This is a genomic window from Huijunlia imazamoxiresistens, assembly GCF_037132455.1.
Classification (GTDB): domain Bacteria; phylum Bacteroidota; class Bacteroidia; order Chitinophagales; family Chitinophagaceae; genus Flavisolibacter; species Flavisolibacter imazamoxiresistens.
On record NZ_JBBBEI010000013.1, the window covers coordinates 1 to 15,240 of the forward strand.

General features: G+C 57.3%; 15 protein-coding genes. All 15 read left to right on the forward strand.

The genetic code is table 11. The annotated features are described in order from the left end of the window. Positions 1 to 239 precede the first annotated feature (239 nt). A complete protein-coding gene (locus V9K67_RS15885; protein ID WP_336724053.1) occupies positions 240 to 1,592 on the forward strand; it encodes an SGNH/GDSL hydrolase family protein in 1,353 nt (450 codons plus the stop codon). Between the two features lie 14 nt (positions 1,593 to 1,606). Next, complete coding sequence (locus V9K67_RS15890; RefSeq protein ID WP_336724054.1) at positions 1,607 to 2,434, forward strand: GDSL-type esterase/lipase family protein; 828 nt, start codon at positions 1,607 to 1,609, stop codon at positions 2,432 to 2,434. Continuing rightward, positions 2,431 to 3,048 carry an MBOAT family O-acyltransferase gene (locus tag V9K67_RS15895; RefSeq protein ID WP_336724055.1) on the forward strand — a complete coding sequence of 206 codons (618 nt, stop codon included), beginning with the start codon at positions 2,431 to 2,433 and terminating at the stop codon, positions 3,046 to 3,048. The genes V9K67_RS15890 and V9K67_RS15895 overlap by 4 nt, the downstream gene beginning before the upstream one ends. A gap of 12 nt (positions 3,049 to 3,060) precedes the next feature. Beyond that, positions 3,061 to 3,897, forward strand: a complete 837-nt coding sequence (locus tag V9K67_RS15900) for an MBOAT family O-acyltransferase (RefSeq protein WP_336724056.1) — start codon at positions 3,061 to 3,063, stop codon at positions 3,895 to 3,897. A 164-nt stretch (positions 3,898 to 4,061) separates the two neighbouring features. Then, entirely contained in the window at positions 4,062 to 6,248 is a 2,187-nt protein-coding gene (locus V9K67_RS15905) for a glycoside hydrolase family 97 protein (RefSeq protein ID WP_336724057.1), read from the forward strand. A 212-nt stretch (positions 6,249 to 6,460) separates the two neighbouring features. Beyond that, on the forward strand, positions 6,461 to 7,066 hold the full coding sequence (locus V9K67_RS15910; RefSeq protein ID WP_336724058.1) for a YceI family protein: 606 nt from the start codon (positions 6,461 to 6,463) through the stop codon (positions 7,064 to 7,066). Between the two features lie 61 nt (positions 7,067 to 7,127). After that, positions 7,128 to 8,519: a hypothetical protein gene (locus tag V9K67_RS15915; RefSeq protein ID WP_336724059.1), complete on the forward strand. Its 1,392-nt coding sequence runs from the start codon at positions 7,128 to 7,130 to the stop codon at positions 8,517 to 8,519. A 221-nt stretch (positions 8,520 to 8,740) separates the two neighbouring features. Beyond that, a complete protein-coding gene (locus V9K67_RS15920) occupies positions 8,741 to 9,358 on the forward strand; it encodes a hypothetical protein (RefSeq protein ID WP_336724060.1) in 618 nt (205 codons plus the stop codon). Positions 9,359 to 9,636: 278 nt separating this feature from the next. After that, positions 9,637 to 10,137 (forward strand): hypothetical protein, encoded by a 501-nt coding sequence (locus V9K67_RS15925; RefSeq protein ID WP_336724061.1) that lies wholly within the window; start codon positions 9,637 to 9,639, stop codon positions 10,135 to 10,137. A gap of 202 nt (positions 10,138 to 10,339) precedes the next feature. Then, positions 10,340 to 11,092, forward strand: a complete 753-nt coding sequence (locus tag V9K67_RS15930; RefSeq protein WP_336724063.1) for an OBAP family protein — start codon at positions 10,340 to 10,342, stop codon at positions 11,090 to 11,092. A gap of 15 nt (positions 11,093 to 11,107) precedes the next feature. Continuing rightward, the gene (locus tag V9K67_RS15935; RefSeq protein WP_336724065.1) at positions 11,108 to 11,545 is read left to right on the forward strand and encodes a hypothetical protein; all 438 of its coding nucleotides are present in this window, start codon (positions 11,108 to 11,110) and stop codon (positions 11,543 to 11,545) included. A gap of 166 nt (positions 11,546 to 11,711) precedes the next feature. After that, on the forward strand, positions 11,712 to 12,377 hold the full coding sequence (locus V9K67_RS15940; protein WP_336724067.1) for a metallophosphoesterase: 666 nt from the start codon (positions 11,712 to 11,714) through the stop codon (positions 12,375 to 12,377). A gap of 57 nt (positions 12,378 to 12,434) precedes the next feature. Further along, complete coding sequence (locus tag V9K67_RS15945; protein WP_336724069.1) at positions 12,435 to 13,301, forward strand: cation diffusion facilitator family transporter; 867 nt, start codon at positions 12,435 to 12,437, stop codon at positions 13,299 to 13,301. Positions 13,302 to 13,367: 66 nt separating this feature from the next. Continuing rightward, positions 13,368 to 13,583 (forward strand): hypothetical protein, encoded by a 216-nt coding sequence (locus tag V9K67_RS15950; RefSeq protein WP_336724071.1) that lies wholly within the window; start codon positions 13,368 to 13,370, stop codon positions 13,581 to 13,583. 99 nt (positions 13,584 to 13,682) lie between these two features. After that, on the forward strand, positions 13,683 to 15,239 hold the full coding sequence (locus tag V9K67_RS15955; protein WP_336724073.1) for a sensor histidine kinase: 1,557 nt from the start codon (positions 13,683 to 13,685) through the stop codon (positions 15,237 to 15,239). The last annotated feature ends 1 nt before the right edge of the window (position 15,240 follow it).

Genomic DNA, 15,240 nt, shown 5'->3' on the forward strand with positions numbered 1-15,240 from the left:
ACGGCCTCGAACCTGCGCGGCGGCATGGAGCTGACCCTTTCGTACAAAAGCTTTCTGAACATCCGCAACTCCTCGCTCGAAAATACCCGGTGCCCCAGGTTCTAGGGGCCGGGGGCGTCAGGCGGCTGAACTTGTAAACTCGTAAACTTCTTTTCCGCTCCATGATTTAATTTTGACATCGAAATATTCTGCGGGTGCCTGCCGGTATGAAGGAATACCAGCCGATCGCCGGAAATATTATGTCCAAACTGTTTATGAGCCGTCCTATTTCTCCTGAAAAGAAGCCCCTGTTTTTTATTACCGCAGTTTTCCTGTTGCTGGTTGCCAGCTCCTTTCTGTCCCGGAACTGGAAGTTGGCCGCCGTCAAGCGCCTGGATTTTCTTTCCGACCTGACCGTGCCGGAACAGGCGCCCTTCCGGCCGGCAAAAAATGCCCGGCGCGCAGGCAGCACCGTTGCCGCCTTCCGCGACTTCCGTTCCTTCAACGGCATCACCACCTACGAACCCCGGGCCCCCTATGCACTGCACCGGTTTATAGCCGCTTTAAAAGAATTGAAAGCCGGCCGCCGCAGGAAAGTGACCATTGCTTATTTCGGCGATTCGATGATCGAAGGCGACCTCATTTCCGAAGACCTGCGCCGCCTGCTGCAGGATGTCTTCGGCGGCAGCGGTGTGGGCTTCGTACCCGTCACCTCCATCGTGGCGCCCTTCCGCAAGACCATCATCCACTCCTTTAGCGATAACTGGGTCGACAAGAATTTTAAAAATACCAAAGGCGACCACCACCTGTTCCTGTCGGGACATTATTACCTGCCGGGAAGTGCGGCCACCGTCAGCTACGAAGCCTGCGCCCAGCCGCACCTCGACCGCATGCCCCGGGCTTACCTGTTGTATGGCCGGCCGGAAGGCGCCTTGTCGGTGGAGGTGAACGGGAAGGCCTTTCAACTCGGGGGCAAGGCCCCTTTCAACCAGGTGCTGGTGGATACCAACTGCCATTCGCTGGCCGCCCGTTTCCGGGGAAGGGCGCCCATCTACGGCTTTTCCTTCGAAGGCGACAGCGGTGTATACGTAGACAACTTCTCGTTCCGCGGCATCATCGGCACCGAGCTGGCGCACCTCGATTCCAGTCTCCTGGGCACCATCAGCCGGGTGCGGTCCTACGACCTGATCATCTTCCAGTACGGTCCCAACCTGCTGTACAAGCCGGCCCTGCAGGATTTTGCCTCGTACCGCGAGCCGATGGAGGAAGTGGTGGAAAAGTTTGAACAGGCCTTTCCCGGCGCCAGCACGCTGCTGGTGAGCACGGCCGATAAATCGTTCCGCTACGGCGGCAAAATGGCAACGGCCCTGGGGGTGGAACCCCTGCTGGAAACGCAGAATGAAGTGGCCCTGAATACCCGCTCGAACCTGTGGAACCTGTACCGGGCCATGGGCGGGCGCAATTCCATGGTGCGCTGGGTGGAGGGCGACACTACCCTGGCCAACAAGGATTATACGCATGTCAACCGGCCGGGGGCGCGGCGCATCGGCACCTTGTTGTTTGAAGCCATCATGAAAGAGTATGCGCTGGCAACCGCAAATCGTAAATCATAATTTATTACGCATTGATGAACATAAGGTTCTTTCTACCGCTGGTTTTTCTTTTCCTGCTGCCGGCGCTGGTTTTCGGGCAGGAGCAGGAGCGGTCCGTGCAGGTGGGCCAGCATAACTCCCTGGAAGGCTTTCATAACCTGCAGGTACTGTCGGGTAAAAACCGGCTGGCGGCGGTGGTCGTGGACAGCCCTGCAGTGCTGCGCATCCTGCACCTGGGCGACAGCCATGTGGCGGCCGGGCAGTATAGCCGGGCGCTTGCCGACTCGCTGAACCGGTACTTCCGGCAACGGAAGGACTCGGGCAGAACCCTCTTCGATACGGTGGTGGTGCAGGTGCAGGCAAAGAACGGCGCCACGGCCCGCTCGTTCCTGCGCAACGGGTACCGCAGCGAGGCCGTCACCGCCTTTGCGCCCAACCTGGTGGTGCTGTCCTTCGGCACCAACGAAGCCAACGGCCCCTACCAGCCCGATTCGCTGGCCGCCGGCTACCAGCGCTTCCTGCAACGGCTGCAGGCCGACTGCCCGGGAGCGGACATAATAGTGACCACTGCCGGCGACTTTTTCAAAAAGTCACGCGTTGCCATGCCCGGCCTGCCCGCCTACGTCTACCGCACCAATTACGATGTGCAGCTGCTGAATACTTTTTTGAAATTCTTTGCCGCCGGCAACAACCTGGCGCTCTGGGACTGGTACACCGTCATGGGCGGCGAGGGGTCGGTGGTGCGCTGGCATGCCTACGGCTTTGCCCGTGAAGACAGGATACACCTGACCCCCGAGGGTTACCGCCTGCAGGGAAAATTGTTTGCTACCGCCATCATCAACTTTCTGAACCTGGTCCCATGATCTCTTTTTCCAAAATACTGGAACAACTGCAATACGATCCTGCCAACCCCCTGTTGTTCAACAGCGGGTTTTTCCTGTATTTCCTGTTTGGCTTCACCCTGCTGTATTATGCCGTGCGCCACCACCACGTGGCCCGCACCGCCCTGTTTACGTTGTTCTCGCTCTACTTTTTTTACAAGGCCTGCGGCCTGTATGTCGGCCTTATCATCCTGTCGGCGGTGGTGGACTTCGCCCTGTCGAACCTCATTTACCGGGTGGAGCGGCCGGCCGCCAAGAAGTTTTTGCTGGTATGCAGCATGGTGCTGAACCTGGGCCTGCTGTTTTATTTCAAGTACACCGATTTCTTTATTGCCCTGGCCAATGATCTGTCGCTTACGCACATTCACCCGCTGAACCTGATCCTGCCCATCGGCATTTCGTTCTACACTTTCGAAAATTTGAGCTATACCCTCGACGTGTACAAGGGCGAGTTCAAGCCCATTAACAGCTTTCTGGACTACCTGTTCTTCCTGTCCTTCTTTCCAAAGCTGGTGATGGGGCCCATTGTGCGGGCATCGGATTTTATCCCGCAGATCCGCCAGCCCCACCGGGTAACGGACGAGGACTTTACCTAAGGTTTTTCGCTGGTGGGGGCGGGCCTGTTCAAAAAAATCATTCTTTCCGATTACATCAACGTCAACTTCGTCCAGTACATTTTCGACGATCCCTCCAGACATACCGGGCTTGAGTGCCTGCTGGGCGTGTACGGCTATGCCCTGGTGATCTACTGCGATTTTTCGGGTTATTCCGAAATGGCCATCGGCATGGCCCGCTGGTTCGGCTTCCGCATACCCGAAAACTTCCGCATGCCCTACCAGAGCGCCACCATCACCGAGTTCTGGCGGCGGTGGCATATTTCGCTTTCCAGCTGGCTGCGCGACTATTTGTATATACCGCTGGGGGGCAACCGCAAAGGCAAGGTGCGCACCTACGTCCACCTGTTCATCACCATGGTGCTGGGCGGCTTCTGGCATGGCGCCAGCTGGAACTTCCTGATCTGGGGCGCCCTGCACGGCGGTATGCTGGCGGTGGAAAAGCTGGTGGGCGGACCGCAAAAAGTGCAGGCCGCCGGAAGAGTAGGAAAGTGGCTGGGTGTATTGTTTACCTTTCACTTCGTGTGCTTTTGCTGGATCTTTTTCAGGGCAGCCACCCTGGAGGATGCGCTGGTGGTCATCCGGCAGGTCTTTTCCAATTTCGGCGCTTCGGGTATCGGGGAGCTGTGGGCCCATTACGGCAATGTGTTCGGGATGATGGCGCTGGGCTTTCTGTTCCAGTTCGTTCCCTGGCAGATGGCCGAGGGCCTGCGCCTGCGTTCGGCTGCCTGGCACCCGGTGGTGCACGTGCTGCTGTTCCTGCTTTTTATGTTTCTCTGCGTGCAGGTAAAAACCGCCGAACAGGTGCTGCCCGTCTATTTGCAGTTTTAGGCTGCCGGCTTCCAACGGGGGCCGTGAAAAATGATACGCTTTGACAAGAAATTGAAACGGACAGATAGGCCGGACTGGGGCCAAATAAATTCCTTTGTGAACGGTTTTCCCGGTTTTATATTTAGGAAAACCTTCCAAACGATTACCCAACCCCAAGCATGTCCATGAACAGGAATTTATTGCAACGATTGTCGGCCGCCTGCCTGCTGCTGTTACTGTACACTACCGCCGCCGCCCAGGAACTGAAATCTCCCAACGGGAACTTTGTCATGACCTTCTCCCTGCAGGAAGGAGGCGTTCCCACCTACCGCCTGTCCTTCAAAGGCCGGCCCGTCATCAAACAAAGCAGGCTGGGCCTCCAGCTGAAATACGAGGCGCCCAAAAGCAAGGAGGAAGCCGAAGGCGACATGAAGCAAAAGCTGGTCAACCCCAAAGCCTCCCTCTACGACAACTTTACCCTTGCCGGCACCCAAACCGCCACCTTCGACGAACGCTGGAGCCCCGTCTGGGGCGAGGAAAAAGCCATCCGCAACCACTACAACGAGCTGGCGGTGACCCTCCACCAGAAAGGCATCGACCGGCAACTGCTGATCCGCTTCCGCCTCTTCGACGACGGCCTGGGCTTCCGCTACGAATTCCCCCAACAAAAGAACCTGGCGTACTTCGTCATCAAGGAAGAAAAAACGCAGTTCGCCATGACCGGCAACCATACCGCCTTCTGGATCCCCGGCGACTACGACACGCAGGAATACGATTACACCACCTCGCGGCTGACGGAGATCCGCAGGCTGCAGGCCAAAGCCCGCACGGAGAACGTGTCGCAGCGCTTCTTTTCGCCTACCGGCGTGCAAACCTCCCTGATGCTGAAAACCGACGACGGCCTGTACATCAACCTGCACGAGGCGGCCCTCATCAACTATGCCTGCATGCACCTGAACCTCGATGATCAGAACCTCGTGTTCGAATCCTGGCTCACCCCCGACGCCAAAGGCGACAAGGGCTACCTGCAGGCGCCCTGCACCTCGCCCTGGCGCACCATCATCGTCAGCGACGACGCCCGCGACATCCTGGCCTCCCGCATGACCTATAACCTCAACGAACCCTGTAAGATCAAAGACCCTTCCTTCATCAAACCGGTGAAGTACGTAGGGGTGTGGTGGGAGATGATCACCGGCAAAAGCTCCTGGTCGTATACCAACGACTACCCTGCAGTACAGTTGGGAGTAACGGATTATGCCAAAGCAAAACCCAACGGCACCCATGCCGCCAACACCGCCCATGTGAAAGCCTACATCGACTTCGCCGCCCAACATGGCTTTGACGCCGTGCTGGTGGAAGGCTGGAACGTAGGCTGGGAGGACTGGTTCGGCAATTCGAAGGACTTTGTATTCGACTTCGTCACGCCTTATCCCGACTTTAATGTGCGGGAGCTGCGGGATTATGCGAAGAGCAAAGGCGTAAAGCTGATCATGCACCATGAAAGCTCGGGCTCTACCCGCAACTACGAGCGCTGGATGGACACGGCCTACAAGTTTATGAAGGCAAACGGCTATGATGCCGTGAAAAGCGGCTACGTGGGCGACATCCTGCCCCGGGGCGAGAACCATTACAGCCAGTGGACCATTAACCATTACCAGTATGCGATCGAAAAAGCGGCCGATTACGGCATCATGGTCAACGCCCACGAAGCGGTACGCCCCACCGGCATTGCCCGCACCTGGCCCAACCTCATTGGCAACGAAGCGGCCCGGGGAACGGAATACCAGGCCTTTGGCGGCTCCAGGCCCAACCACGTGGCCATCCTTCCCTTTACCCGCCTGCTGGGAGGGCCCATGGATTATACCCCCGGCATCTTCGAGATGGACATCAGCAAGCTCAACCCCTCCAACCAGTCGCACGTCAACAGCACGCTGGCCAACCAGCTGGCCCTGTACCTGACCCTGTACAGCCCGCTGCAGATGGCGGCCGACCTGCCGGAGCACTACAACCGCTTTCCCGATGCCTTCCAGTTCATCAAGGACGTGGCGGTGGACTGGGACGAAAGTAAATACCTGGAAGCGGAGCCCGGGGCTTACATCACCGTTGCCCGCAAAGCCAAAGGCACAGGACAGTGGTTCGTGGGCAGCGTCGGCGGCGAGCAGGCCCGTACCTCCACCATCAACTTCGGCTTCCTGGAGCCCGGAAAGAAATACGTGGCTACCATCTATGCCGATGCGAAGGACGCCCATTATAAAACCAACCCGCAGGCCTACACCATCCGCAAAGTGGCGGTAACCGCCAAATCGAAGCTGGCGCAGTTCGTGGCCCCCGGCGGCGGCTACGCCATCAGCATCACAGAAGGAGAGAAGTAATTCCCAACATAAGGAAACAAAAAAGCCTTCCCGCTCCAGCGGGAGGGCTTTTTTTATTTTCGGGTTGAGGACTCCGGCTAACATTGCTTAGCTGACCGCCTGATAACAATCAATTTCCCACGCATCCCCGCTCAGGTAAAGCCCGGCCGTAACAGGACACCTTTGTCATGTAAAGCAAACAACAATCTTTTAACACTGAAAAATAGTTTCTTATGACACGCGTACCTCGAATAGCTGTCCTGCCCCTGGTCCTGCTGCTGACCGGACTGACCATGTCCTTTGCCCTGAAAAACACCGCCAACGATTCCACCTTCCGCTCCCAGAACCTAAGCCTGGTGGTAAAAGGCACTTCCACCCTCCACGACTGGGAAATGAAATCGGGCGGCGGCAACTGCCAGGTGACCCTGGCCCTGGGCGCCGGCGATAAGGTGACCGGCCTGTCGGGCCTCAGCTTCACCGCCCCCACCGAAAGCCTCAAAAGCGAACACGCCGCCATGGACAAGAACGCTTACAAAGCCCTGAAGTCCGGTTCGGCTAAAAACATCACCTTCGTGCTGTCTTCGGCCAAGGTAGTACCGGTAGACGCCAGCACCTACACCCTGCATTGCCTCGGCAAGCTGACCATCGCCGGCACCACCCGCGAAACCGACCTGGCCGCCACCGTGAAATACAATGCCGCCGACAAAACCTTCCAGTGCTCCGGCACCAAAAAACTGAAAATGACCGAATACAAAGTAGAACCCCCTTCCTTTATGATGGGCACCGTAAAAACCGGTGACGAAGTAGCCATTTCGTTCACAACAAAAATTGCCCGCTAATCATCCATATCCACAATCACCACTAACCGAAACTTATTTACAACTCCAAAAACTCATTACCATGAAAACAAATCGCTTCAATACCCTGAAAATGGCCCTGCTGCTGGGCGCCGTACTCCCCTTTGCCAGCCAGGCCCAGGAAATCAAAGAGTTCTACCAACGGCCTTCGTACTGGCGGCCTTACGACCAGAGAGGGATCAACGTTTTCGAAACCTCCAAAAAGGCCGACTCCCTGCCCTATGAAGGTCCCCGCATCCGCTTCGGCGCCGGCTTCACCCAGCAGTTCCAGAACCTGAAACACGAAAATACCGCCCTCAACAACGGTGGTACCGGCACCACCGCCCAAACCGCCAACCACCTGTACCCACTGACGCCGGGCTTCATGACCGCCCAGGCCAACCTCTTTACCGATGTGCAGCTGGCCGACGGTATCCGCCTGAACGTGACCACTTACCTGTCCTCGCGTCACCACAACGAGGCCTGGGTAAAAGGCGGCTACATCCAGTTCGACAAACTGCCCTTTAAAAGCGGCCTGCTGAACAAGTTCATGGACATTGCCACCATCAAGGTGGGCCACATGGAGGTGAACTACGGCGACGCCCACTTCCGCCGGAGCGATGGCGGCCAGACCCTCCAAAACCCCTTCATGGAAAGTTATATCATGGACGGCTACGCCACCGAGATCGGCGGTGAGGTGATCCTTCAGAAAAACGGCCTGTTCGGCGTGGTCAGCCTGACCAACGGCATGATCAAGGGCCACGTGGACTCCACAACCGCCGGCCTGGATAAAAGCGGCGCCGTGGTGGACGACAACACCAAACGCTCTCCTTCGATCATCCTGAAAGGCGGCCTGGACCGCCAGCTGAACGAAAAGCTGCGGGTGCGCCTGTCGGGTAGCCTGTACCACAACGGCAGCAACGCCGGCAGCGGCCTGACCCTGTACTCGGGCGACCGCACCGGGTCGAACTACCAGAACGTGGTGGAAAAATGGAAAGATGCCGCCGGCGCCGTGCAGGCCTCTACCGCCATGTTTGCTTCGGGCCGCCTGAACCCGGGCTTCACTAAAAAAGTCGACGCCCTGATGCTGAACGGGTTTGTAAAATACGGCGGACTGGAACTGTTCGGTACCTATGAATACGCCGAAGGCCGCGCTAAAACCGAAGCCAACGAGCGCAAAGCCTACCAGGCTGCCGCTGATGTGGTGTATCGCTTCGGACAATCGGAAAACCTGTTCGTAGGTGCCCGCTACAACCGTGCGAAGGCCGAGCTGGCCGGGGCCGTAAACCCGGTAACCGTTGAACGGCAGGCCCTGGCAGGTGGCTGGTTCGTTACCCGCAACGTGCTGCTGAAAGCCGAGCTGGTAAACCAGGAGTATAAAAACTTCGCCAATACCGACTACCGCAACGGCGCCAAATTCAGCGGTTATGTAGTGGAAGCCGTGGTTGGTTTCTAAAGTGAGTGCGATAAAAGCAAGACAGCGTAAATGGGCCTGGAGCAATCCGGGCCCATTTTGCGTAGGGCCTTCCCCGGAGGAACTGATGCCGGTTAGCCCGGGAGCGCCTCCGGGGTGAGCAAGTAGAGCCGGCCGCCTGACCGGGGTCATACCCCCCGCGTCTCCCTTCAGGTAATTTGCAGGAGCAACGAAATTTTCCCCCAATCCCAAAACCTGGTACTATGTTTCGCACTGCCTTCGCCCCCCTGCTGCTCCTGCTTGCCCTGTGCCTGGTCAGCTTTACCACCCCGGGTCCTGCCGGCCCGGCGCCCCGCCCCATCAAATGGACCATCCAGAAGACCAGCACCCTAAGGGTGGCCGGCAAGTCCAATGTTAACGAATTCACCTGCGACCTTACCGGCTACTACCAGCAGGACACCCTGTGCGTAGCCGACAACGCCACCGGCCGGCCGGTGCGCCTGAGCGGCAGCCTGGAGGTGGACGTGTTCCGGTTCGACTGCCACAGCCGCCTGATCACCGGCGACCTGCGCAAAACCCTGAAGGCGGAAGAACACCCGCGGCTGAAGATCCGGTTCCTGACCCTGGAGCAGCTGCCCGTGGCCGGCCTGGCGGCCTTCAACACCAAAGGCCTGGTGGAAGTGGAGCTGGCAGGGGTGCGGAAAACCTTCGAGATCCGGTATGACTTCCAGAAAAGCGGTCCCGCTACCTTCCAGCTGAACGGCGCCCGCACCTTCAGCTTTTCCGACTTCAAGCTGACCCCGCCCCGCAAGCTGGGCGGCGTTATCCGCATCGAGGACCAGTTTGATGTGGACTTCCAACTGATATTGAAACCCTGCTAGGAAGGAAATTGGTTCATTGGTTCATTGGGAATTAGGGGAGACCTCTCCGTAATTTGTTCCCCAACCGACCGGACCGGTTATTAAAACCTGTCAGGGCTCTTTGATGCCCCCTTTAGCTGGCCGCTCCTAATTCCCAATGAACCAATGAACTAATTCCCAATTCCCGCTTCAATCCCTACCTTTGCCTGCTGCGTTTCGCTGGGAATGAATAGGGGAGGAGGGCAATTCCTGCCGGGTTATTCCGTTTTATCAGCGTACCACCAAAACAAACCCACGGCATGAACGAACAGCTTTTCTACCAGAATGTCCTGACCAAGGCAAAAGAATCCGGCATCAATCCCCTGCTGATCATTTCCGGGCTTGAAGGCCTTTATTCCTTCCGCAATGTGCAGCTCGGCTCCATCAACTATTCGCTGCTGGACAGCCTGATCCTGACCATTTTCGCCCTGCGCATCGGCGACCAGTTCCATGCCCTGGCCGAAGAAAAGCTGGCCCATGCCAACGTCAAGGTGAAGGAAGCCGCCTATTACGAACTGCAGGAGTTGAGCAGCGAGGACATCCGGCAGTCGGCCAATCCATACCTGCAGTCCTTTGCCGGTGTAGTGGCCGGGAAAAGCCCTGTGCGCAAATACCACGAAAAAGCCCTGGAAGTGGCTGCCCTGGAAGTAGAGAACGTCCAGAAACGCTTCGGCAGCAACAGCATCGGCTCCATCATCCTCGATATCTGCAAAAACGACCTCCACGACCATCCCGGCCTCTCCGCCCTCTTCGGAGAATAGGGCATTGGCCATTGGACAATGGTCCATAGTGAATGGGAACAAATATTCCTAACCGGCTAAACTATACGCTTTACTCCTGAATTCAGCTTCTTTATTGTCCCGCTTTCCCCTCCCTGGAACCCTGGAACTTTGGAACGAATGAACCCTGGAACGGTTCGAGGCATACCGCTTGCTGGTGTATTCCTGCTCAAACCTTTGTGTTATGAAGAATGCTGGGATCGCCTGCCTCTGTTCTCTTTTCCTGTGCAGTTGCGGTGGCAACAATACTGGTTCGAACGTAGAAGCTCCCGGGGGGGAGAAAACCGGTAGGTCCAGGGTACTGGAAGCCGGCGCCGACCTCCTCCAGGGCAAGTCGCCCCTGAAAAAGATCAATGCCTATCTCGACGGCTTTCATTTTTACAATGGGAATATGAATGCCCAGATGGAGGCCCACCACTACGTGAGCCAGCTGAACGAGGACCTGTACCAGGCCATCATTTATGACGGCAACGGTGAGGATGCCAAGATCATGGGGGTGGAGTATATCGTATCGGAACGCCTGTTCCGGCAGTTGCCCGAAGAAGAAAAAGGACTCTGGCACTCCCACCGGCACGAAGTGAAATCCGGCACCCTGGTGGCCCCCGGCATTCCCGACCTGGCCGAGCACGAGCTGATGGAAAAGCTGGTGTCCACTTATGGCAAAACCATTCATACCTGGCATACCGACCAGCAACGCAACCTGCCCCTGGGGGCGCCCCTGATCATGATGGGCTTTACTAAAGACGGCCAGCTCCGGCCGGAACTGCTGGCCGACCGCGACCGGCGCTTTAAAATTTCTACCGAAGAAAAGAAAAAGAACCGGGCGGACATTCCGGCGCCGCCGGTCCAGCCCGGCGCCGATGCCTGGCAGCAGGGCAACGTACGGCAGCTGGTCGTCAGCAGCCAGGCCGATTCCGCCTTAAACAAACATCACTAAAATAAAAAACACCATATGGAACGGGTAAGAATTGCAACACCGGGAAAGGAGGAACGTAAACGGGAGCAAAAGCTCCGCTACAATATTGAATTTTATGCCACGAAAAATACGGGTTCCATCACCCACCGGATCAAAGAGCTGAATAAAGAGTGGGATGTCGAGCGGGTGCTGGAGGTGCACCTGCCGCTGGTGGCGCTTACCGGCCTGGCGCTGAGCGCTGTTGTCGATAAGCGGTGGCTGGCCCTGCCGGCCCTGGTCCTGGGCTTTTTCCTGGAGCATGCCGTCCACGGCTGGTGTCCACCCCTGCCTTTGCTGCGCAAGCTGGGTTTCCGCACCCGTAAAGAGATCGAACAGGAACGCTACGCCATGAAGCTGCTCCGTGGCGATTTTGACGACCTCGACTCCTCCCGGAAAGGTAAAAGCAATGTCGTGGTGAAAGCTTTGGAAAAATAGGAGAGAAGGTGCGGGGTACGAAGTATCTAAGGAATAAGAAATAAGTAAGAACTGAAAACCTGAAAACTTCCAACAACTAACCCAGGAACTCAGGAACTTTGGAACTCAGAAACTTCCAAAGAACGCGTGAACTCGTAAACTTGTGAACTCGTAAACTGTTAAGAGGATGACTTTTGTCCTGGGCGATATTCACGGGCAGTACAAGGCGCTGATGCAGGTGTTGGAGCGGAGCGGGCTGGATTACGAACGCGACCGTCTGGTGTTCCTGGGCGACGTGGTGGACCGGGGCGGGGCGCCCTTTTCCTGCATCCGGGAGCTGATGAAAATCCGCGATAAAGTGCTCATCCGCGGCAACCACGACCAGAACTTTTACCAGTTTATCCGAACAGGGGTCGATGCCTTCATGGGGGCCAACGGCGTCGCGATTACCAAAAAGCTTTGGCAGGAGCTCGACGCGGAGGACCGGCGCCAGGCGGCCGACTTTTTCCGGCTGCAGGTGCCGTATTATATGGATGAAGAGCGCAACCTGTTTACCCACGGAGGCTTCGACCCCGATGTGGAAGTGGCGAAGCAGGAGGAACGAGTGTTTGCCTGGGACCGCTCGCTCTGGCAACTGGCCGTGCTGCGTCCTGAGGAAAAGATCTCCGGCCGGGAGCAGTTCAACGCCATCTATATCGGTCATACCCCCACGCTGCTGTGGCAGCAAACCACGCCCATGACCTGCGGCGGCATTACCAACCTCGATACCGGCGCCGGCTTTGCCGGGGGGCGCCTCACCCTGATGAACCTGCGCACCGGCGCCTATTTCCAGAGCGATAGCATTGAACTGTAAAATCACCGACTTTTGCCGCGCCGCCGCGGTTGCCGGGTGGATAGAATGAAGAACGTTATGTCGACAGAAGATAAGGCTATAAAAACCAGCTACCTGAGCATTGCCGGCAATGCCAGCCTGGCCGTCATCAAGGGGGTAACCGGCTACCTGGGCAATTCCTACGCCCTCATTGCCGATGCCATCGAATCCACCTCCGATATCTTTTCCTCCATCCTGGTGTTGTTCGGACTGAAGTATTCCTCCCGCCCGGCCGACAAGAACCATCCCTACGGGCACGGCAGGGCCGAAACCCTGGTGACCTTTATCGTGGTGGGCTTCCTCATTGCCTCGGCTACGGTCATCGCCTACGAAAGCATCCAGAACATCCGCACGCCGCATGCCCTGCCCAAACCCTACACGTTGGTGGTGCTGGGGGTTATCGTAGTGATCAAGGAAATATTTTACCGCATTGTGCAGAAAAGGAGCAAAGAAACGGGCAGCTCCTCGCTGCAGGCCGATGCCTGGCACCACCGCAGCGATGCCATTACCTCGCTCACGGCTTTCGTGGGCATATCCGTGGCCCTGATCCTGGGCAAAGGCTACGAAACGGCCGACGACTGGGCGGCCCTGCTGGCATCGGGCATCATTTATTACAACGGCTACCTCATTTTCCGTCCCGCCCTGGGCGAACTGATGGACGAGCATATGTACGACGACATGATCGACGAGATTCGCGGCATTGCCCTTACCGTGGAGGGGATCGTCGATACCGAAAAATGCCATGTGCGTAAATCCGGCGTCCGGTACCATGTGGACCTGCATGCCCGGGTGGATGGTGCCATCAGTGTCCGGGAGGGCCATGACATTGCCCACCGCCTCCAAGCGGTGCTGCACCAGCGCCTGCCGCAGCTCGGCGGCATCCTCATCCACATTGAACCGGCTTAGGCCTCCCGCTTCTTATGGCACCCTTTTTTCAGCAGTTTTTATTTTAAAACTTTAAATCAAACGATTATGGCTGAAGACAACAGAAGCCGCTCGGGCCAGCAGGGCAATCAAAGCGGTCAGCAGGGAAGCACCAAGGGCGGCCAGGGTGGCCAGGGAAGCCTGAAGAAAAAGCTGGGTGGCCAGGAAAATGCCAGCAGCCAGCGCGACCAGCAACAGAACTCCCAGGGCAGCCAGGGTACCCGCGGCGGCAACCAGGGCGAACGCCAGGGCGGCAGGCACTAGCGATTTCGGATGTCGGATTTCGTCTCGCCCGAGGCGAGACGAAATCCGACATCCGAAATTTATCTGGTAATCTATTGAAAACGAAACCCTTATTCTATCGTGGAGCATTTATTACAGAAGCATTTTGACAGTGGAGAGTGGCTGATGGACCTGTTCGATAATGCTCATGATCTCATTCAGATCGTTCACCTGGACGGCACCCTGATCTATGTCAACGAATCCTGGGCCGCCTTGCTGGAATACCGCCGCGAAGACATCCAGGGCCGGTCGTTGTTTTCCTTTATCGACGAGGCAGACCTGTCCCGCTATATCCACTACCGGCAGCTGATCCTGAGCAACCAGGCTGCCGAAAAAGAAATTACGTTTCACCTGAAAAGCAAAAGCGGCCGCCGCATCGCCGTGGAAGGCTTTGTTTCCGCCAAGATGGTGCAGGGCAAGCCCCTCTATACCCGGGGCATTTTCCGGGATGTGACCACCCGCCTGCAGCAGGAAGCCCAGTTACGAATGTACAACCGCGACATCAAGGAAAAAGAGAACAACCTGCAGCAACTGCTGATCCACGCCCCGGATGCCGTGATCGTCATTAACCGGGAAAGCTGCATCACCTTCTGGAATCCCAAAGCGGAAGAGATCTTTGGCTGGACGGCGGAAGAGGTGCTCCAACGGCCCCTGGCCGCCACCATCATTCCCCCGCAATACCGCGAAGCCCATGACCGGGGCATGAAGCGATACCTGAATACCGGCCAGCCGCACGTGCTGAACCAGACGCTGGAGATCACGGCCCTGAAAAAAAGCGGGCGGGAATTTTTTATTTCCCTGACCATTTCCCAAACGATCCAGCAGGGAAAAATTGCGTTCGTCGCCTTTATCCGGGATATCTCCCAGCAAAAAAACAACCTGCAGGAGCTGCAGCGAAAGACCCAGGAGCTGGAGCGCTCCAATGCCGACCTCGAGGATTTTGCCTATGCCGCCTCCCACGATATGAAAGAACCCATCCGGAAGATCCTCATCTTCTCGGACCGCCTCAAGGGGCGCCTCGAATCCCGGCTGGACGAGGAAGACCTTCGTCTTTTCGGCCGTATGGAAACGGCGGCCCACCGCATGCGCCTTCTGATCGAGGACCTGCTGGCATATTCCCATGTCAGCCGGGAAGCCGGCTACCTGGAGGAGGTAGACCTGAACCGGAAGGTCCATGTGGTGCTGGACGACCTGGAGCTGGAGATCCAGGACCGGCACGCCCGGGTAAGGGTGGGCCCCATGCCGGTGATCAAAGGCCACCGAAGGCAGCTGCAGCAGCTGTTCCAGAACCTGATCGGGAACGCCCTCAAATACAGCAGCCCGCACCGGGTGCCCGAAATCCACGTCAGCTCGCGGCTGGTAACGCCTGCCGACACCGCCCTGCAGCTCCCCGTTTCCTGCGGCAACAAACCCTTTCACCTGATCCAGGTACAGGATAACGGCATCGGCTTTGAGCAGCGCGATGCCGAAAAGATCTTCAATGTATTTACCCGCCTGCACACCAGTGAGTTCAGCAGGGGAACCGGCGTGGGCCTTTCCATCGTACGCAAGGTGGTGCAAAACCACCAGGGCTGCGTCTGGGCGGAAAGCATGCCGGGCCAGGGCACTACCTTTTTTGTGCTCCTGCCGGAATTCTGAT